22 protein-coding genes are annotated in these 18,099 nt (G+C 63.1%); 14 read left to right on the forward strand and 8 right to left on the reverse strand.

Annotated features, from left to right (window positions below; all coding sequences use genetic code 11):
- Window positions 1-7: 7 nt before the first annotated feature.
- Together gpt and OC446_RS13275 are read right to left on the reverse strand one after the other, a co-directional pair.
- The gene (gpt, locus tag OC446_RS13270; protein WP_181053274.1) at window positions 8-514 is read right to left on the reverse strand and encodes a xanthine phosphoribosyltransferase; all 507 of its coding nucleotides are present in this window, start codon (window positions 512-514) and stop codon (window positions 8-10) included.
- Between the two features lie 41 nt (window positions 515-555).
- Window positions 556-1,302, reverse strand: a complete 747-nt coding sequence (locus OC446_RS13275; RefSeq protein ID WP_262029506.1) for a competence/damage-inducible protein A — start codon at window positions 1,300-1,302, stop codon at window positions 556-558.
- Window positions 1,303-1,456: 154 nt separating this feature from the next.
- Here OC446_RS13275 and sfsA point away from each other — a divergent pair, with 154 nt between their 5' ends.
- Window positions 1,457-2,176 carry a DNA/RNA nuclease SfsA gene (gene sfsA / locus OC446_RS13280; RefSeq protein ID WP_262029507.1) on the forward strand — a complete coding sequence of 240 codons (720 nt, stop codon included), beginning with the start codon at window positions 1,457-1,459 and terminating at the stop codon, window positions 2,174-2,176.
- Window positions 2,177-2,278: 102 nt separating this feature from the next.
- On the opposite strand, the gene OC446_RS13285 is transcribed toward sfsA, so the two are convergent.
- Window positions 2,279-3,106, reverse strand: a complete 828-nt coding sequence (locus OC446_RS13285) for an FkbM family methyltransferase (RefSeq protein WP_262029508.1) — start codon at window positions 3,104-3,106, stop codon at window positions 2,279-2,281.
- A gap of 238 nt (window positions 3,107-3,344) precedes the next feature.
- Here OC446_RS13285 and map point away from each other — a divergent pair, with 238 nt between their 5' ends.
- The 4 genes from map to radC all read left to right on the forward strand — a co-directional run bounded on the left by map (window position 3,345) and on the right by radC (window position 5,987).
- Window positions 3,345-4,166 carry a type I methionyl aminopeptidase gene (gene map, locus OC446_RS13290; protein ID WP_262029509.1) on the forward strand — a complete coding sequence of 274 codons (822 nt, stop codon included), beginning with the start codon at window positions 3,345-3,347 and terminating at the stop codon, window positions 4,164-4,166.
- Between the two features lie 215 nt (window positions 4,167-4,381).
- The gene (locus OC446_RS13295; protein WP_262029510.1) at window positions 4,382-4,645 is read left to right on the forward strand and encodes a hypothetical protein; all 264 of its coding nucleotides are present in this window, start codon (window positions 4,382-4,384) and stop codon (window positions 4,643-4,645) included.
- Window positions 4,646-4,662: 17 nt separating this feature from the next.
- Entirely contained in the window at window positions 4,663-5,211 is a 549-nt protein-coding gene (gene dcd, locus OC446_RS13300; RefSeq protein ID WP_262029511.1) for a dCTP deaminase, read from the forward strand.
- An 89-nt stretch (window positions 5,212-5,300) separates the two neighbouring features.
- Complete coding sequence (radC, locus tag OC446_RS13305) at window positions 5,301-5,987, forward strand: RadC family protein (protein WP_262029512.1); 687 nt, start codon at window positions 5,301-5,303, stop codon at window positions 5,985-5,987.
- Between the two features lie 28 nt (window positions 5,988-6,015).
- On the opposite strand, the gene OC446_RS13310 is transcribed toward radC, so the two are convergent.
- Together OC446_RS13310 and OC446_RS13315 are read right to left on the reverse strand one after the other, a co-directional pair.
- The gene (locus OC446_RS13310; protein ID WP_262029513.1) at window positions 6,016-6,612 is read right to left on the reverse strand and encodes an exopolysaccharide biosynthesis protein; all 597 of its coding nucleotides are present in this window, start codon (window positions 6,610-6,612) and stop codon (window positions 6,016-6,018) included.
- A gap of 83 nt (window positions 6,613-6,695) precedes the next feature.
- Entirely contained in the window at window positions 6,696-6,965 is a 270-nt protein-coding gene (locus OC446_RS13315) for an usg protein (protein WP_262029514.1), read from the reverse strand.
- A 209-nt stretch (window positions 6,966-7,174) separates the two neighbouring features.
- Between OC446_RS13315 and OC446_RS13320 the strand changes: the two genes are divergently transcribed.
- On the forward strand, window positions 7,175-8,023 hold the full coding sequence (locus tag OC446_RS13320; protein ID WP_262029515.1) for a methionyl-tRNA formyltransferase: 849 nt from the start codon (window positions 7,175-7,177) through the stop codon (window positions 8,021-8,023).
- Window positions 8,024-8,475: 452 nt separating this feature from the next.
- Here the strand turns inward: OC446_RS13320 and OC446_RS13325 are convergent, their stop codons facing one another.
- Entirely contained in the window at window positions 8,476-9,003 is a 528-nt protein-coding gene (locus OC446_RS13325) for a flavin reductase family protein (RefSeq protein WP_262029516.1), read from the reverse strand.
- Window positions 9,004-9,305: 302 nt separating this feature from the next.
- On the opposite strand from OC446_RS13325, the gene OC446_RS13330 reads away from it, so the two are divergent.
- The 7 genes from OC446_RS13330 to OC446_RS13360 all read left to right on the forward strand — a co-directional run bounded on the left by OC446_RS13330 (window position 9,306) and on the right by OC446_RS13360 (window position 15,710).
- Entirely contained in the window at window positions 9,306-10,226 is a 921-nt protein-coding gene (locus OC446_RS13330; protein WP_181053284.1) for a branched-chain amino acid ABC transporter permease, read from the forward strand.
- A 13-nt stretch (window positions 10,227-10,239) separates the two neighbouring features.
- The gene (livM, locus tag OC446_RS13335; protein WP_262029517.1) at window positions 10,240-11,652 is read left to right on the forward strand and encodes a high-affinity branched-chain amino acid ABC transporter permease LivM; all 1,413 of its coding nucleotides are present in this window, start codon (window positions 10,240-10,242) and stop codon (window positions 11,650-11,652) included.
- Window positions 11,652-12,494 carry an ABC transporter ATP-binding protein gene (locus OC446_RS13340; protein ID WP_315986502.1) on the forward strand — a complete coding sequence of 281 codons (843 nt, stop codon included), beginning with the start codon at window positions 11,652-11,654 and terminating at the stop codon, window positions 12,492-12,494. The genes livM and OC446_RS13340 overlap by 1 nt, the downstream gene beginning before the upstream one ends.
- Window positions 12,491-13,258, forward strand: coding sequence for an ABC transporter ATP-binding protein (locus OC446_RS13345; protein ID WP_114945028.1), 768 nt, complete (start codon window positions 12,491-12,493; stop codon window positions 13,256-13,258). The genes OC446_RS13340 and OC446_RS13345 overlap by 4 nt, the downstream gene beginning before the upstream one ends.
- Complete coding sequence (locus OC446_RS13350) at window positions 13,258-13,620, forward strand: DUF6867 family protein (RefSeq protein ID WP_262029518.1); 363 nt, start codon at window positions 13,258-13,260, stop codon at window positions 13,618-13,620. Before OC446_RS13345 ends, OC446_RS13350 begins: the two co-directional genes overlap by 1 nt.
- 242 nt (window positions 13,621-13,862) lie before the next feature.
- Window positions 13,863-14,990: a branched-chain amino acid ABC transporter substrate-binding protein gene (locus OC446_RS13355; RefSeq protein ID WP_262029519.1), complete on the forward strand. Its 1,128-nt coding sequence runs from the start codon at window positions 13,863-13,865 to the stop codon at window positions 14,988-14,990.
- Window positions 14,991-15,323: 333 nt separating this feature from the next.
- Window positions 15,324-15,710 (forward strand): ACT domain-containing protein, encoded by a 387-nt coding sequence (locus tag OC446_RS13360; RefSeq protein WP_262029520.1) that lies wholly within the window; start codon window positions 15,324-15,326, stop codon window positions 15,708-15,710.
- Here OC446_RS13360 and OC446_RS13365 read toward each other — a convergent pair whose 3' ends face one another.
- Window positions 15,711-16,178: a DUF1203 domain-containing protein gene (locus OC446_RS13365; protein ID WP_262029521.1), complete on the reverse strand. Its 468-nt coding sequence runs from the start codon at window positions 16,176-16,178 to the stop codon at window positions 15,711-15,713.
- A gap of 71 nt (window positions 16,179-16,249) precedes the next feature.
- Entirely contained in the window at window positions 16,250-16,978 is a 729-nt protein-coding gene (locus OC446_RS13370) for a cytochrome c biogenesis CcdA family protein (RefSeq protein ID WP_262029522.1), read from the reverse strand.
- Between the two features lie 96 nt (window positions 16,979-17,074).
- Here OC446_RS13370 and OC446_RS13375 point away from each other — a divergent pair, with 96 nt between their 5' ends.
- Complete coding sequence (locus OC446_RS13375) at window positions 17,075-18,085, forward strand: P1 family peptidase (protein ID WP_262029523.1); 1,011 nt, start codon at window positions 17,075-17,077, stop codon at window positions 18,083-18,085.
- The last annotated feature ends 14 nt before the right edge of the window (window positions 18,086-18,099 follow it).

Raw genomic sequence — 18,099 nt, forward strand, 5'->3', positions numbered from 1 at the left:
GATCCTGTTAACCGGCCGAGCCTTCGCGGATCGGCGCCTGGTAGGCCAGGCCCATATCCCAGGGGAAGTAGATCCAGGTGTCCTGGCTCACTTCCGTCACGAAGGTGTCGATCAGGGGACGTCCGGCGGGCTTGGCATAGACGGCGGCGAAATGCGCGTTCGGCAGCATGTCGCGCACGATCTTGGCGGTCTTGCCGGTATCGGTCAGGTCGTCGATCACGAGGACGCCCTTGCCCTTCCCGTCGCCCACGGCCTTGATCGAGGGCGCGATGTCCTTCAGCACCTGCAGGTCGCCCTGGTTCTTGTAGTCGTGGTAGCTCGCGATGCAGACGCTCTCGATGAGCCGCAGGTCGAGCTCGCGCGCCACGATGGCGGCCGGCACGAGCCCGCCACGGGTGATGCAGACGATCGCCTCGAAGGGTCCGGCGGAGGCCAGGCGCCAGGCGAGCGCCCGGCAGTCGCGGTGGAACTGATCCCAGGAGACGGGGAAGGCTTTGGGAGAGGTCGGGGACATGGTTCTGCTCTTGTAGGGCTGTCAGGTGAAACGAATAACGCTTACAGGGGCGCCCGGTCGCCCTTGAGGCGGCCGAGAAGCTCGCGCACGGCGGCGGCGGCACCGGCCACCGCCTCCGCGTCCTTGCCCCGCACGACGATCTGGTTGCGGAAGCCGCTCGTCGAGAACGACGGATAGGATCCGATGGACACGGCCGGGTTGGAGGAGGCGATCTGGCTCAGGCCTTCGGCATAGATGCCCTCGGCCAGCCCCTCGGCCTCGATGGTCTCGATGATCATGCGGGCGCCGGTCTGGAGGGTGGGCGCGATGATATCGAGCATGGCCTGCATGATGGACGGCACGCCCGCCATGACGAACACATTGCCGATCCGGAAGCCGGGCGCCTTGGAGATCGGGTTCTCGATCAGATCGGCCCCCTCGGGGATCCGGGCCATGCGCAGGCGGGCCTCGTTCAGCTCCTCCGGCGTATAGCGCTCCCGCAGCATGGCGACCGCCCGGGGATCCTGCCCGATCCCGACGCCGAAGGCCTTGGCGACGCAATCCGCCGTGATGTCGTCATGGGTCGGGCCGATGCCCCCGGTGGTGAAGAGGTAGGTGTAGCGGCCGCGCAGGGCATTGACCGCCGCGACGATCTCCTCCTCCACGTCGGGCACGACGCGCACCTCGCGCAGGTCGATGCCGATCCCGGTCAGGTACTCGGCGATGTAGCCGATGTTCTTGTCCTTGGTGCGGCCCGTGAGGATCTCATCGCCGATGATGAGAAGGGCGGCTGTAACGGAAACGGCCATGCGCAGCGATCCTTTTGGGGGCGTTTAGCGTTAGAAGCTGCAATTCTCAAGCGGAAGCAAGCGTTCATTCCCTGTCCTCCCCTCGCTTCGGTCGCAGTTGAACCCCCGCCGCCTCCCCTGCTACCAGGAGGTCCCATTCAATCATTGGATTCCGATGCGTTTTCAGGAAACCCTGCTCGAGGGCCGCCTCATCGAGCGATACAAGCGCTTTCTGGCCGATGTCGCGCTGGACAGCGGCGAGGTGGTTACGGCCCATTGCGCCAATCCCGGCGCGATGATGGGCCTGAAGGAGCCCGGCAGCCGGGTCTATCTCTCCCGGGCGACGAACCCGAACCGCAAGCTCAAGTACAACTGGGAATTCATCGAGATCGCGGCCGGCGGCGGTCCGCGCCAGCTCATCGGCATCAACACCTCCCGGCCGAACCTCCTGGTCGCGGAAGCCCTGGCGGAGGGGCGCCTCGCCCCCTTCGCGCGCTACGAGCGGGTCAGGCCGGAGGTGAAATACGGCAGGAACAGCCGGGTCGACTTTCTGCTCGAGAAGGACGGCGAGCCGCCCTGCTACCTGGAGGTCAAGAACTGCCATCTGATGCGGGAGGCAGGCTTCGCCGAGTTCCCGGATTGCGTCGCGGCGCGCAGCGCCAAGCACCTCCACGAGCTCGCCGACATGGTGGCCGAGGGCGCGAGAGCAGCCCTCGTCTATGTGATCCAGATGGATGCCGAGCGTTTCGACGTGGCCCGCGACATCGATCCGGCTTACGACAAGGCCTTCCGCCACGCCCTGGCGGCCGGCGTGGAATCCTACGCCTATGTCTGCCGCATCACCCCGGAGGAAGTGACCATCGACCGGCCCGTGGAGATTGTGACGCCTCGGTGAGCGCCTCCGACGTCATGGTCGCTCTTGTACCAGCCATCTCGATAAGGCGAGTCCCGGCACAAGGCCAGTGATGGCGTAGGGGCACATCGACCCGGCAAAACCTCAGCCTCGCTCGAAGGCCAGGTTCATCTTGTTCTTGAGGATTTCCCGGTAACCCTTGCCCTCCAGGAGCTTCACGACGTCGATCTGCCAGCGATCCGGCACATTGGCGATGATGAACAGCGAGGGGTAGAGGGACGCGGGAGCATCCCGGAAGAACGGGTCGAGCACCAGGTCCTCGGCCCCTTCCACGTCGAGCTTGATCGCGTCGACCCGGGTCAGACCTTCCCGTTTCAGGAGCTCCAGCATCGTCACGGCCGGGACGCGGATCGCGTCGGTCTGGCTCGAATTGACGATCTTCAGGCTGGCCTCACCCCGGTTGAGGGGATCGAGGAAGAGGGTCAGTTCCCCGGTCTTGTCCGCCACCGCGCAATCCACGGCCTTGATGGTGCAGGAGGGGTTCTGGCGGATGTTGTAGATCAGGCGGTCGAAGATCTCCGGCTGGGGCTCGACGGCCAGGATCCGCACTGGAACGGCGTCGGCCTCGCGAGCAACCGAGAGGGCGTACCAGCCGACATTCGACCCGATGTCGATGAAGGTGAAGCCGTCCGCGATCCGGGAGGTCAGCAGCTTGATCTCGTCCACGTCGAAATATTGCGGCGTGAACAGGATGCGCCGCTCGCAGACATTCTTGTAGGGGTAGAGCCGCATGCGCAGGCCGAAGGTCTCCAGGTCGAGCGGCAGGCCCTTCAGGGTCTTCATCGCCAGGCGGCGCAGCATCAGGGCCACCCGGCGGCCGGCCCATCCCTCGGGCAGCCCGCGCGTGCGGTCGATCACCCAGCGGGCGAGTCCTGAAGGCGCAAAATCGCCGAAAGGGCGAGAATCATTCATTAAGCGGGAATCCACGGCCGTCGAATGGGAATGAATAGGGTTGCTCATGACACCCCCGCGCGCCAATCGCAAGCGGGACAGCAGGTCTTTAGAGCATCGTGCGGAAAAGTGAGTCCCGGTTTTCCGCTAGAACGATGCTCTCATTTATAAAGGAAGCACCGGATGAACCCATCCGACGCTTTAACTTGCGTCACGCGCGACGATCCTTACATTCCGGACAAGAGTTCAAGGAATGGAAATGACCGAAACCGACGTTGTCGAGCGCAAGCGCTCCGCCGAGATCCCGCTCCACGGGCCGGAGGATTTCGAGGCCATGCGGCGGGTGTGCCGCATGACGGCCGAATGCCTCGACATGCTGACCGACTACGTGAAACCCGGCGTCACGACCGAATTTCTCGACACGCTCGCCTTCGAGTTCATCCGCGACCATGGCGCCCTTCCGGCTTGCCTGAACTATCGCGGCTACACCAAGACGATCTGCACCTCGATCAACCACGTGGTCTGCCACGGCATCCCCAACGACAAGCCCCTGCGCGACGGGGACATCATGAATATCGACGTGACCCTGATCCTCGGCGGGTGGCACGGCGATTCGAGCCGGATGTACTATGTGGGCGACGTGCCGCGCCGGGCCCAGCGGCTTTGCGAGATCACCTATGAATGCCTGATGCGCGGCATCGCTGCGGTGAAGCCCGGGGCCACAACCAACGATATCGGGGCCGCGATCCAATCCTATGCCGAGGCCGAGCGCTGCTCGGTGGTGCGGGACTTCTGCGGCCATGGCCTCGGCCGCGTGTTCCACGACTCGCCGACAATCCTCCATTACGTGGAGCCGGCCTACAACGTGGAGCTGAAACCCGGCATGCTCTTCACGATCGAGCCCATGATCAATCTCGGGCGACCCCAGGTGAAGGTGCTTGCCGACGGCTGGACCGCCGTGACCCGCGACCGCTCCCTGTCGGCCCAGTTCGAACATACGGTCGGCGTTACGGAAACCGGCGTCGAGGTCTTCACCTTCTCGCCGAAGGGCCTGGACAAGCCGCCTTACGCGGCCGCCTGAACCTTTTCGAGAGGAACAACTCATACCTGCAAGATGCGAGCTTAATCGCTTGTTGATCGTTTTCGCTCATCCCTATCCGGGCGAACTTCGTACGGCTAAGGTTTGTTATCCACCGAGTCTTTCTGAACCAAGGGCTCCTAAGTTGAGTTGTGCGACGTAGACGACTCTCGCAAGTTACAGTATGTTCACATTTTGTTCCCATCGGAGGCCGCGCAATGCTGATTAAATTTAACTTACTCGCAAATGGCCCAGGTCCATCCGAAGCTGTTGTTGGCATTCGTACAATCGATGGCCAGGAAGAGGTCATCCTTTCAAAGCGCCTCATGCATGGAGAGGGAGTAGAAATTGGCACACCGCTCTTGCATGAGGATGATAAACTGCTAGTTGAACTTCCTCGTGAATCCGCTGCAGGACGTTGGCGCATTTGGGTGCCCAAATCCGAAGCAATCAAAGCACCTGAACTTCATCCGGCAGAATAAACAAGCAATGGTGGGCTATGATTTTAACAGATCGAGAAATTGAAATCGCGCTCGCCAAGAAACAGATAATTATTGAACCAGCGCCAAACATGAAATTGGCGCTGAGTTCAACTACTCTCGATCTAACTCTTTCGAATGCATTTGCAGAGTGGAGAGCCATTCCCGGGATGACCGTTCATCCTGGTTCCGCAGATTACTCATATAAAGACCTTCTGCAGATGCAGAACGTACTTTCGCAGGATACATATACATTAAATCCTCAAAGTTTTGTCCTCGCATGGACAAAAGAAGAAGTTATGCTGCCCGAGGCTTCGAGAATTGCTGCTCGAGTTGAAGGAAAGAGCAGTTTGGCCCGCCTCGGCGTTGGTATTCATGTTACCGCACCAACAATTCACAGTGGGTTCAGTGGAAACATACAACTAGAGATGTTTAATTTCGGCCCACACAAGATAGTCTTGGAAGCCGGCATGCGTGTATGCCAACTGATTTTCGAGCAAACTTATGGAACTCCCAACAAAGGATATTCCGGAATGTTTTCCGGACAAACAGATCAAGGTCTGAAATAGAGTTGCAAAAACTCGAGCCATCATGCATTCAACATAGGCTACAGGAGTTCCTTAAGCGCGATTAGCCGCGGATCATTTGAAATATAAACATGAGCGGCGACGAGACTCCCCATTATCACGGCCATCGCGACCGGTTGCGCGCCCGCTTCATGGAAACGGGCGGAGATCCGCTGCCTGATTATGAGCTGCTGGAACTCGTCCTGTTCCGCTCCATTCCGCGCCGGGACGTGAAACCCATCGCCAAGGAACTCCTGAAGCGCTTCGGGACCTTCGCCGAGGTGCTGGCAGCCGCCCCGGCCCGTCTCATGGAGGTGGATGGGATCGGCGATAGCGTCGTGACCGATCTCAAGATCGTCGAGGCCTCCGCCCGCCGCTTGACCAAGGGCGAGGTGGCGAAGCGGCCGGTCCTGTCCTCCTGGACCTCCGTGATCGATTATTGCCGCACCGCCATGGCCTTCATGGACAAGGAGCAGTTCCGGCTGCTCTTCCTCGACAAGCGCAATGCCCTCATCGCCGATGAGGTGCAGCAATCGGGCACAATCGACCATACGCCGGTCTATCCGCGCGAGGTGGTGAAGCGGGCGCTGGAACTCTCCGCTTCCGCCCTCATTCTCGTGCACAATCACCCGTCCGGCGACCCGACCCCCTCGTCCGCCGACATCAAGATGACCCGCGAGATCATTGAGGTCGCCAAGCCCTTGGGGATCACCGTCCACGACCACATCATCGTGGGCCGCGAGGGGTACGCCAGCCTGAAGGGCCTGCGCCTGATCTGAGCGTCAGCGAGACCGGCCGCCGCGCCTCCTAGAAAAGCGTCTCGATCCCGGCAAAGATCGCGTAGACGAAGCCGAGACTCAGGGTCAGGCCGATGGAGCCGATGACCAGGCCGGCGATGATGACCAGGCCGTCGCGCTCCACGAGGCCGAGACCGACGAGGCATACGGCCAGCCCCAGGGGGATCTGGCCGACGAACGGGGGCGCGAACAGCAGGCCCAGGGCCAGGATCAGGATGACCGCGCCCATGACCCGCATGGAGACGGGGGTGTCGAGGAAGGTCATGCGCGGACGGGAGATGCGCTCCAGCCGGCGAAAGACCGGGAGCGCCCGCCCGACGGCCCGCTCCACGTCGGTGCGGGCCACGGACCGGTTCAGGAGCTGGCGCGGCAGCCAGGGGGCCTCTCGGCCGAAGGTGATCTGGATGGCGACGAGGGCGAGCAGCAGGCCGCAGACCAGGGGAATAGGCGGCGGCATGGGCAGGCAGTTCGGCAGGCCGAGGAGGACGATCAGCAGAGCGAAGGCCCTGTCCTGGAGCACCGTCATGATCTGGCGCACGGTGAGGCGCTCGCCGGGCTGTGAGGCAAGGGCGAGCAGAATTTGGGAAGTGCGCGCGTTGGAAAACAAGGAGCCCTGGCAGGTTCGGGGATGCTCAGGGCGCCTCTCTACCTGACTTAAGGTCCGGGGCCAAGGGTTTGAGGCCACATGGCTCAATGAATGTTGATCTCACCCTGGACCGCCCGGAATTCCGCCGGCTTGATCAGATGGGCATGGGAGACGGTGACTGAATGCAAGGGCCCGGCGAGTTCGCGCTTCCAGAAGTCGAGAAAGTCGATGAGGACGGGGAACCGGGGAGCCAGATCGTATTCCTGCCAGATATAGGTCTGCAGGAAGCTCGGGTGATCAGGCATGCGGTAGAGGATCTTGGCGGTCGTCAGCCCGTAGCCTTCCATCTGGCGGATGAAGTCCTGGGATACCATGCGAACTCCTTCTCTCAAGCTCCAGCGAGCCCTAAAGACAGGTATCCGCCCCAATGGCACAGGCGGTTCCCTGCCCTATGCTCAAGGCTAAATCTTGAGTGTGATTCCAAGTTCCCGCAAGCCGACGGGGTTGCACATTCCTGCGATGTTGCGTTGATTGCCTGGAAACACGTGTGAGCCGGGCACACTGGATAAGGAGATCACCGGGAATGCGCTTTGCCTTCGCCGGAATCGATTTTCTCGGAGATGTTTTCGAGACGTTGCTCGCCCGCGGCTGGGAGCCGGTCAAACTCTTCAGCCGGCCCTGCGACGGCATTTACGACTTCAACGATGTCACGGTCGCCCGCGCCCGCGCCTTGAGGCTGCCGATCCAGCTGTCGCGGATCCTCCCGGCGGATCTGGCCGGCTTGAGGGCCCTGGGGTGCCAGGCCCTCGTCGTGGCGGGCTATCCCTGGCTGGTCACCGGCTGGGAGCGTCACCTTCCCTTCGCTGTCAACTTTCATCCCTCCCCGCTCCCGATGGGACGCGGGCCCTACCCGCTCTTCCAGGCAATCCTGGACGGCCACGCGGAATGGGGCCTGACGACCCACCGGCTGGAGCCCTCCTTCGACACGGGCGCCATCGTGGCCCAGGCACGGTTTTCCTTAAGCGGGACGGAGACGCACGACACGCTTCTCGCCAAGTGCCAAATCGCCGCCAAGGATATTTCCCTGCAGCTGTCCGAGGATCTTCCTCGGCTTTGGGAAGAAGCGCGCCCGCAGGGTCCCGGGAGCTACTGGCCCCGGATCACCCAGACGCAGCGGACGATCCGTTGGGCGGGAAGCGTCCGGGACGTCATGCGCACCATCCGGGCCTTCGGGTCGATCGAGGCCTTCGCCCAGATCGAGTCCCGCTACGTTTATGTATGGGAGGCCACGGGCTGGGAGGAGCCGCACCGTTACCGGCCGGGCACTCTCGTCCACAAGCACCGCAGACATATGGTCGTCGCGGCGAGCGACGGCTTCGTGCAGGTCACGGGCTGGAGCCCCTACGCGCCAGGGCCCGCGAGAGGCAGGTAGCGTCTGCGCCTGCTTCAGCGCCGACGCTTCATCAGCTTCCAGGCCTGACGGAGGATGAAAATGTTTCTGATCAGCTTGAACATCGGGTTTCCTTGAAATTCTTCCTGGGTTTCAAGGATGAGCGGGCGGGATGGTTCCAGCCTTGGCCGAAGTGCCCTTGCCGCTCGGTTCGGTTAACGGATTTTTAATGATCTGGTCCGGAACCAAGCCTACCTGCGGGCATTATTCCATCACGAAGGCCATGTGCCCCCAGGTCTTCGAGACCCTCAAAGCCCTTCACAGCCCCCGTGAAGGGCTTTTTCTTTTTCGGATTTCCAATACGGCCGAGCTGAAACCGTCCGGCTCCTCGCCCGTTCCCCTGAGGAAGGCCATCCTGTGGCCTTCAGGACCGGGAGGCCTCCTCATGTGCCGGCGACGGCGGGTGAGGAGGCCTTTCCATTTGTCCACAGATTTCAGAGCTTTCGGTAGTGCCGTCCCTGATAGACGAGTGTCGGCTGACGGTCGCCCAACCGGATGCGGACGATCTCACCGATAATGACGTGATGGGTCGCGATGATCCGCGCCTCGGCGATGCGGCAATCGAAGGAGACGAGGCTTGTCCGAAGGGCGGGCGCGCCCGTGTCGAGCTTGTCCCATTCCCCGATCGTGAAGCGCTCCTGCCCCTGGAGCCCGGTGCGCCCTGCAAAGATGTCCGCAAGCGCCTGATCCTCGGCGCTCAAGGTATTCACGCAGAACACCCGGTTGGCCAAGAGCGACTGGGCCGAGCGGGAGCTGGTGTTGACGCAGACCAGGAGCGAGGGCGGGCTGTCCGTCACTGTGGTGACGGCCGTGGCCGTGAAGCCCGCGCGCCCTGTCGCGCCGTCGGTCGTGACCACGTGAACGGCCGCCGTCACCCGGCTCATACCTTCCCTAAAGAGAACGGCATCGGGGCTGGCGGCACCTGTGGCGGCGGAATCGGGAGAGGCTTGAGACTTCAACATGATGTTCCAGACAAGCCTCTTCCACGCTTTCAGGGCAGAGCACAAGGCCGTTCGGCCTCATATGGTTCCTGGCCTTAGCCTTTGGAAGCGGTAGGCAGAACGGGACTTGCCCAGTATTGCATCAGCCCCTGCCGCTTATTCCATCATAAGCGGGAATAGGAAACTTAACAGAAAGTTGTCGAACGAAATTCCGTTTGCTAGAGACACCAACATCTTACGACAGGCTTGGCGTTGCTTTGGCATCGTGCTTTCCTGCAGCGTTTCCCAAGAATGACCCCATTCCAGAGGGGCAAGGGTAGGACATGGAAATTTTTGTGCAGCAGCTCATCAACGGGCTGACTCTCGGGTCTATCTACGGCCTCATCGCCATCGGCTACACGATGGTCTTCGGCATCATCGGCATGGTGAACTTCGCCCACGGCGACGTCTTCATGCTGTCCGCCTTCATCGCCCTGATCTTCTTCCTGATCCTGACCACCTGGCTCGGGATCTCGTCGGTGGTGCTGGCGCTGTTCTTCGTTCTGATCATCGCCATGGTGCTCACCTCCCTGTGGGGCTGGGCCATCGAGCGGATCGCCTACCGGCCCCTGCGGGGCTCGTTCCGACTAGCGCCGCTGATCTCGGCCATCGGCGTCTCGATCTTCCTGTCCAACTTCGTCCAGGTGGCCCAGGGCGCTCGCAACAAGCCGACCCCGCCGATGGTCCAGGACGTGATCGTGCTGTTTCAGGGCGAGAGCGGCTACAACGTCGCCCTGTCCTACAAGCAGATCATCATCATGGTCGTCACGGCCGTGCTGCTCTCGATCTTCTGGTACGTCGTCCAGAAGACCTCCCTCGGCCGCGCCCAGCGCGCCTGCGAGCAGGACCGCAAGATGGCCGCCCTTCTCGGCATCAACGTGGACCGCACGATCTCCCTCACCTTCGTGATCGGCGCGTCGCTCGCGGCCGTCGCTGGCACCATGTATCTGCTGTATTATGGCGTGGTGAGCTTCAACGACGGCTTCGTCCCGGGCGTGAAGGCCTTCACGGCAGCGGTCCTGGGCGGCATCGGCTCCCTGCCGGGTGCGGTCCTGGGCGGGCTGATCATCGGCCTCATCGAGACCTTCTGGTCGGCCTATTTCTCGATCGAGTACAAGGATGTGGCCGCGTTCTCGATCCTCGCCATTGTTCTGATCTTCATGCCCTCCGGTATTCTCGGACGGCCTGAGGTCGAGAAGGTTTAAGGGGCCTGAAAGCATGAACGCTCCTTCCATCACCACCGCGGGCCAGACCCAGGCCGTGACGCGGGCCTTCGACCTGGGTGCCGCCCTGAAGGATTCGCTGAAGACGGCCCTGATCATGTTGGGCCTGTCGATCCCGATCCTCGCCTACAAGACGGACCAGTCCGGCGCCGACCTCTTCCTCACCCCCCGGTGGGGACTGGTGGCGATCATCTGCGCCATCGTGTTCGGCATGCGCCTCGTGCTGCACGCCTTCACGGCCTCCAGGGCCTATCGCCAGGCGACGCCCAGCTCGCACCAGGCGACGGAGCCGGTCCATGCGGAGCCGAGCGCGTTCCAGCACGTCTCCAAGTTCGCCATTCCCTTCTTCCTGGGGGTGGCCTTGTGCTTCCCGGTGATCATCTACCTGATCCAGGGCGGCCTGAACGAGTCGCGCTACTGGGTTGACCTGGGCATCCTGATCCTCACCTACGTGATGCTCGGCTGGGGTCTGAACATCGTGGTGGGCCTCGCGGGTCTACTCGATCTCGGCTATGTGGCCTTCTACGCGGTCGGGGCCTATTCCTACGCCCTGCTCTCGACCACCTTCGGCCTGTCGTTCTGGATCTGCCTGCCCCTCGCCGGCATCCTCGCCGCGTTCTGGGGCATGATCCTCGGCTTCCCGGTGTTGCGTCTGCGCGGCGATTATCTCGCCATCGTGACCCTTGCCTTTGGCGAGATCGTCCGCCTCGTCCTCATCAACTGGGTGGACCTGACCAACGGCGGCGCCGGCATCTCGTCGATCCCGCGCGCGACCTTCTTCGGCATCCCGTTTACCGCGGGCGAAGGCGGCTTCGCGCAGACCTTCGGGCTCGAATTCAACGGCATGCACCGGATCATCTTCCTCTACTACCTGATCCTGGTGCTGGCACTGATCACCAACTTCGTGACCATGCGCCTGCGCAAGCTGCCCGTGGGACGAGCCTGGGAGGCCCTGCGCGAGGATGAGATCGCCTGCCGGTCCCTTGGCATCAACACCACGAACACCAAGCTGACGGCCTTCGCCATCGGCGCCATGTTCGGCGGCTTCGCGGGCTCGTTCTTCGCGGTCCGCCAGGGCTTCGTCTCCCCGGAAAGCTTCAACTTCCTGGAATCGGCGATCATCCTGGCCATCGTGGTGCTCGGCGGCATGGGTTCGCAGATCGGCGTCGCCATCGCGGCCATCGTGCTGGTCGGCGGCCCCGAGATCCTGCGCAACCTGACCTTCCTCCAAGCCATCTTCGGATCGGGCTTCGACCCGAACGAATACCGCCTGCTCCTCTTCGGGGCCGGCATGGTGGCCATGATGGTATGGCGTCCGCGCGGCCTCATCTCGGAACGTGAACCCTCGGTGATCTTGAAAGAGCGCAAGGCCATTTCGGGCTCGCTCGTGAAGGAAGGACACGGCTAATGCGCTGGCTGCAGGATCCCATCCTCGACGTACAGCATCTCACGATGCGCTTCGGCGGCCTCGTCGCCGTCAACGACCTCTCCTTCCAGGCCGGGCGCGGCGACATCACCGCTCTCATCGGTCCCAACGGAGCGGGAAAGACCACGGTCTTCAACTGCATCACAGGCTTCTACAAGCCGTCGGAGGGCATGGTCGCCCTTCGCAAGCCGGACGGTTCGCACCTGCTCCTGGAGCGGCTGCCGGGTTACGACATCAACTGGAAGGGCAAGGTCGCCCGCACCTTCCAGAACATCCGCCTGTTCTCCGGCATGACCGTGCTCGAGAACCTGCTGGTGGCCCAGCACAACCCGCTCATGATCGCCTCGGGCTTCACCTTCCTGGGCATTCTCGGGATCGGGGGCTACCGCAAGGCCGAGAAGGAGGCCATCGAGAAGGCCAAGTACTGGCTGGAGAAGGCCCGTCTGATGCACCGCGCCGACGACCCGGCCGGCGACCTTCCCTACGGCGACCAGCGCCGCCTGGAGATCGCCCGCGCCATGTGCACCGACCCGCTCCTGCTCTGCCTTGACGAGCCGGCGGCCGGCCTCAATCCGCGCGAGTCCCTGGAGCTCAACGAGCTGCTCCTGTCGATCCGCAAGGACAATGGCACGTCGATCCTCCTGATCGAGCACGACATGTCTGTCGTGATGCAGATCTCGGACCACGTGGTGGTGCTCGATTACGGCACCAAGATCTCGGACGGCGCCCCCGTCGAGGTCAGGAACGATCCCAAGGTCATCGCCGCCTATCTGGGCGTGGCCGACGAGGAAGTCGAAAAGGTCGAAGCGGAGATCGGCGCATGACCGCTGCAACGAGCATTCAACAGGCCGCCATCGATGCGGGCCGCCAGCCGCTTCTCAGCGTCCGAGGCGTGAAGACCTATTACGGTAACATCATCGCCCTCAAGGGCGTCGACATGGATGTCCACGAAGGCGAGATCGTCACGCTGATCGGCGCCAACGGGGCGGGCAAGTCCACCCTGATGATGACGATCTTCGGCAACCCACGCTGTCGTGAGGGCAAGATCACCTATGCGGGCCAGGACATCACCAAGATGGCCACCCATGAGATCGCCCGCATGTCGATCGCCCAGTCTCCCGAAGGCCGGCGCATCTTTCCGCGCATGACGGTGTTCGAGAACCTGCAGATGGGCGCGTCCCTGCACAACATGGCGCATTTCGACCAGGATCTTGAGCGGGTCTGCACCCTGTTCCCGCGCCTCAAGGAGCGCCTGCAGCAGCGTGGCGGCACCCTGTCGGGCGGCGAGCAGCAGATGCTGGCCATCGCCCGGGCGCTCATGAGCCGCCCGAAGCTCCTCCTCCTGGACGAACCGTCGCTCGGTCTGGCGCCCCTGATCGTGAAGCAGATCTTCGAGATCATCAAGGAGCTGAACCAGAAGGACGGCATGACGGTCTTCCTGGTGGAGCAGAACGCCTACCATGCCCTCAAGCTGGCCCATCGCGGCTACGTGATGGTGACGGGCAACATCACCATGAGCGGCACCGGCAAGGAACTGCTCGAGAATCCGCAAGTCCGGGCAGCCTATCTCGAAGGGGGGCATCACTGATGCAGGGCATCCTCTACGAAGAGCCTTCGATCTGGCTCTTTCTTCTCATCACCGTGATCATGGGCGGCTGGGCGGCCTGGATGACCGGGCGGGCCATCGCCCTCACCTGGCGTCCGTTCTGGACCCTGATCGTCTACCTGTTCATCCTCGGCGCCGCGGTGCGCTTCATCCACTTCGCCCTATTCGGGGGCACGCTTCTGTCGATCCATTATTATGCCGTCGACACCATCGTGCTGCTGATCATCGGGGCGCTGGGTTTCCGATACCGCCGCGCCCGCATGATGACCACCCAATACCGCTGGCTCTACGAGCGGACCGGCCCCTTCTCCTGGCGGGAAAAGGCGTCTGCGACCAAGGGCTAAACGCATTGTGCGGAAAGGTGGATCACGCTTTCCGCACCGAACGAAACACCGCTTTAAGAAGACGGTGCATCGGATTGATCCCAAAAGTGGTTTCCACTTTTGGGTCCGACGCTCCGGCCTTGAAAATTCCCAGGTGACATCCGCTTAAAAAACAGCATGATGTTACCTTGGATGACGGATCTACCGTCAAACCGGCCCCCAAAGGAAGGGGGGCCTATAAAACCACCCAGAGGAGTGACCTCATGAAAAAACTGCTGTTGACCGGCGTGGCGCTTGGTCTTGGCCTCGCCTTCTCCAGCGCCGCCAGCGCCCAGATCAAGATCGGCGTCGCTGGCCCCATCACCGGCCCGAACGCGGCCTTCGGCGCCCAGCTGAAGAACGGCGTCGAGCAGGCTGTCGAAGACATCAACGCCGCTGGCGGCATCAACGGGCAGAAGCTCGTGGTTGTCGTCGGCGACGACGTGTCCGACCCGAAGCAGGGCGTGTCGGTGGCGAACAAGTTCGCAGCCGAGGGCGTGAAGTTCGTTGTCGGCCACTTCAACTCCGGCGTGTCGATCCCCGCCTCCTCCGTGTACGAGGAAGCCGGCATCGTCCAGGTTTCGCCTGCCTCGACCAACCCGCAGTTCACCGAGCGCGGCATGTGGAACACGTTCCGCACCTGCGGTCGCGACGACCAGCAGGGCCTCGTTGCCGGCAGCTACCTCGCCGACAAGTTCAAGGGCAAGAAGGTCGCCGTCATTCACGACAAGACCCCCTACGGTAAGGGCCTTGCCGACGAGACCCAGAAGACCATGAACTCCAAGGGTCTGAAGGAAGTCGTCTATGAAGGCGTGAACCCGGGCGAGAAGGACTATTCCGCTCTCGTGTCGAAGCTGAAGCAGGCTGGCGTCGACGTCGTCTACTTCGGCGGTCTCCACACGGAAGCCGGCCTCATCATCCGCCAGATGCGCGACCAGGGCCTGAACGCCCCGCTCATGTCGGGCGACGGCATCGTGTCGGCCGAGTTCGTCTCGATCGCCGGCCCGGGCGCCGAAGGCACCCTGATGACCTTCTCGCCGGATCCGCGCAAGAACCCGAACGCCAAGGACGTGGTGGCCAAGTTCAAGGCCAAGAACTACGAGCCGGAAGCCTACACGCTCTACAGCTACGCGGCCGCTCAGATCCTGGCGGAAGCCGCCAAGCAGGCCGGCAGCGTCGACGGCAAGAAGGTTGCCGACGTCATGAAGGCCGGCAAGCCCTTCAAGACCGTCATCGGCGATCTCTCCTTCGACAAGAAGGGCGACATCACCCGTCCGGACTACGTCATGTACGTCTGGAAGAAGGGCGCCGACGGCAAGATCGACTACACGGGCAACGAGATGTCCATGTAATTGATCGGCCCGACAGCCGACATTCGGAAACCCGCCCTGGCGACAGGGCGGGTTTTCTTATGGATCGTGGATGATCCTGGACCTCATATCGGGCGCTCGAAGTACGGAAATGGAATCCATGATCAGGCGGCGTTCGATGGTTTCCCGCCTCCTCCGCTGCGCGTGATTACGGAAACAGCACACCCCACCTCATGGCCGGGACAAGCCCGGCCATGAGGTTGCCGTGAAGCGCCGCAGTCTTCCAATCGGGATCACCGGCACGAGGCCGGTGATGACGTGGGAGACCATGACGTAAGAATTGAACGTCCGACCGCCTTCTCAGAAATGGTGACCATGCCCGCTCTCAACCTGTCCCTGCTCAAGGGCATTTACGCCGTCTGCCGTTTCCAGTCCGGCACGCCCGTCGCGGCACCTGCACCCGGCGGCTTCACGCTGCTCGTCCAGGCTGCCGAGGAGACGACGCTCGTTTGCCCCCTCGACCAAGCTCCGCCGGAAGCCGACATCGATGCCGGTTGGCGCTGCTTCCGCATCGAGCAGAGCTTCGATTTCAGTGTTCCGGGAATCCTGGCTTCCGTGCTCGCGCCGCTGGCCGGCGCCGGTATCGGCATCTTCGCCACCTCCACCTTCAGCACCGATTACGTGCTGGTGAAGGCGGACGCCGCGGACAAGGCCATGGCGGCCCTGAACGCTGCCGGGCACAGGGTCGGGAGCGACGCCTGATCAGGCCCGCCCGATCCGCGCCGCGAAGCAGCCGCGCCGGGCGAAATGGGCGTCGATATGCGCAACGTGCGGGTCGGCGAAGAAGCGCTCGATCACCTGCAGAACGTCGTCCCCCTCGGCTACCTCCGCATCGACGATGAAGGCCTTCGCATCATAGGCCCGCAGGGACAGGAGCCGCTCCCGCATCATCGGCGGCAACTCGCCCCGATACAGCCCCGTTTTCCCTGAGCGGCTGACGAAGATCGGGCCGGCCGCGCGGTAGGGCGACGTCGCCGTCGTCTGGTGGGCATGGTTGAGCAGCAGAAGCTCCTCCCCGACGGCGACGCGGGTCAGGGATACGCGACACGGATAGGCATCGGCTTCATCGGCATGGACGCGCTCGGCGCCGATCGCACTGAGGCCGGCTTCATTCAGGTCGAACAGAGGCGCAAAAGGCTCGGCATCGAGGCCGCGGATTTGGAACGACATGGGTGATCTCCATTTGGGATCACCTGAATGCCAAACATCAGATCTCTGGACGACCCGATTCCTGTGAGGCCCTACCCCAGCCGCCCCAGCGCCGGGAACGTCTCCAGGAGCCAGAACGACATGTTGCCGATCCAGCCGGTGAGGAAGGCGATGCCGGTGAGGACGAGGAGGACGCCCATGACCTTCTCGATCATGCCGAAGCGGGAGCGCATGCGCTTCAGGAGCGCCACGAACGGCTTCATGGCGAAGGCGGCGAGCAGGAAGGGAATGCCGAGCCCGGCCGAATAGGCGGCGAGCAGGAGGGCGCCGTAGGACACGCTGTCCTCCGAGCCGGCAACCGTCAGGATCGCGGCCAGGACGGGGCCGATGCAGGGGGTCCAGCCGAAGGCGAAGGCGAGGCCCATCACGTAGGCGCCCCAGAGCCCCACGGGCTTCGTCACCTGGAACCGAGCCTCGCGGTAGAACAGGCCGATGCGGAAGAGCCCGAGGAAATGCAGGCCCATCACGATGATGGCGATGCCCGCCACCGTGCTCAGCACATCGAGATATTGCCGGATCGCCTGGCCCAGGGCCGACGCGGTGGCTCCGAGCAGCACGAAGACGGTCGAGAAGCCCGCCACGAACAGCAGCGCCGCCAGGATCGCGCGCCGCCGCACGGCCCGGTCGTCGCCCGCGCTCAGCCGGTCGAAGGTGGTGCCGGCGAGGAACGACAGGTAGGGCGGCACCAGCGGCAGGACGCAGGGACTTAAAAAACTGATGAGGCCGCCGAGCGCCGCGGCCGGATAGGAAACACTGAGCATGGAAGCCTTCTATCCTGTCGCGACCGCTTGAGAAAGGCGGTGAAAGGCCCGTTCTCCAGCTTGTGAAGGCCGCCGAAATTCGGTTTGCTTGACCGCATGACACAGCGCCGCAACCTCATCACCGATGTTCCCGGTCTTCGGATCGGCAATGCGCAGGATGCCGACCTCGGCTCCGGCGTGACCGTCGCGCTCTTCGACGAGCCGGCCGTCGCTTCGGCCTTCGTCATGGGTGGTGCTCCGGCGACCCGCGAGACCGACCTGCTCGACCCGGATAAGATGGCGCCAGGCATCCACGCAGTTGCGCTCTCCGGCGGCTCCGCCTTCGGCCTCGACGCGGCCAGCGGGGTTCAGGCCTACCTTCGTGAACAGGGAATCGGCTTTGCCGTCCGTGAGGCGCTCGTTCCCCTGGTCCCGCAGGCCTGCATCTTCGACCTCATCAACGGCGGCAACAAGGATTGGGGCCGTTACCCGCCCTATCGGGAGCTCGGCTACGAAGCGGCCCGCCAGGCAGGCCTCGATTTCGCCCTCGGCACGTCCGGGGGCGGCTACGGCGCCACGACGGCGAACTTCAAGGGCGGCCTCGGTTCGGCTAGCGCCGTCACGTCCGCGGGGCACACTATCGGGGCGCTCGTGGTGGTGAACAGCATCGCCTCGGCGGTCATCGGCGACGGCCCGTATTTCTGGGCCGGCGCCCTGGAGGAAGGTGCGGAATTCGGCGGTTATGGGCATCCCGAGCATGTCGACGCGGTAAAACGCAGGCTCATCTGGAAAGGCGGCCCGCAACCGGCCACGACCATAGCGCTCGTGGCGACCGACGCGGTCCTGACGAAGGCGCAGGCCAAGCGCCTCGCCATCGCGTCTCATGCCGGCCTTGCCCGGGCCCTACGCTTTTCCCACGCCCTGTTCGACGGCGACACGGTTTTCACCGCCGCCACGGGACGGAAGCCGCTCCAGGACGAGGCGGCGGAGTTCACGGAACTCACCGCGCTTGCCGCCGACGCGCTGACCCGCGCCATCGCGCGCGGCGTCTATGAAGCGACAGCCCTGCCCTATCCGGGCGCACAGCCTGCCTGGCGGGACCGATGGGCCGACGACAGCTCAACCTGATTGAAAAAGGCAGC

It is taken from the genome of Microvirga sp. Mcv34 (genome assembly GCF_024519725.1).
Lineage (GTDB): Bacteria > Pseudomonadota > Alphaproteobacteria > Rhizobiales > Beijerinckiaceae > Microvirga.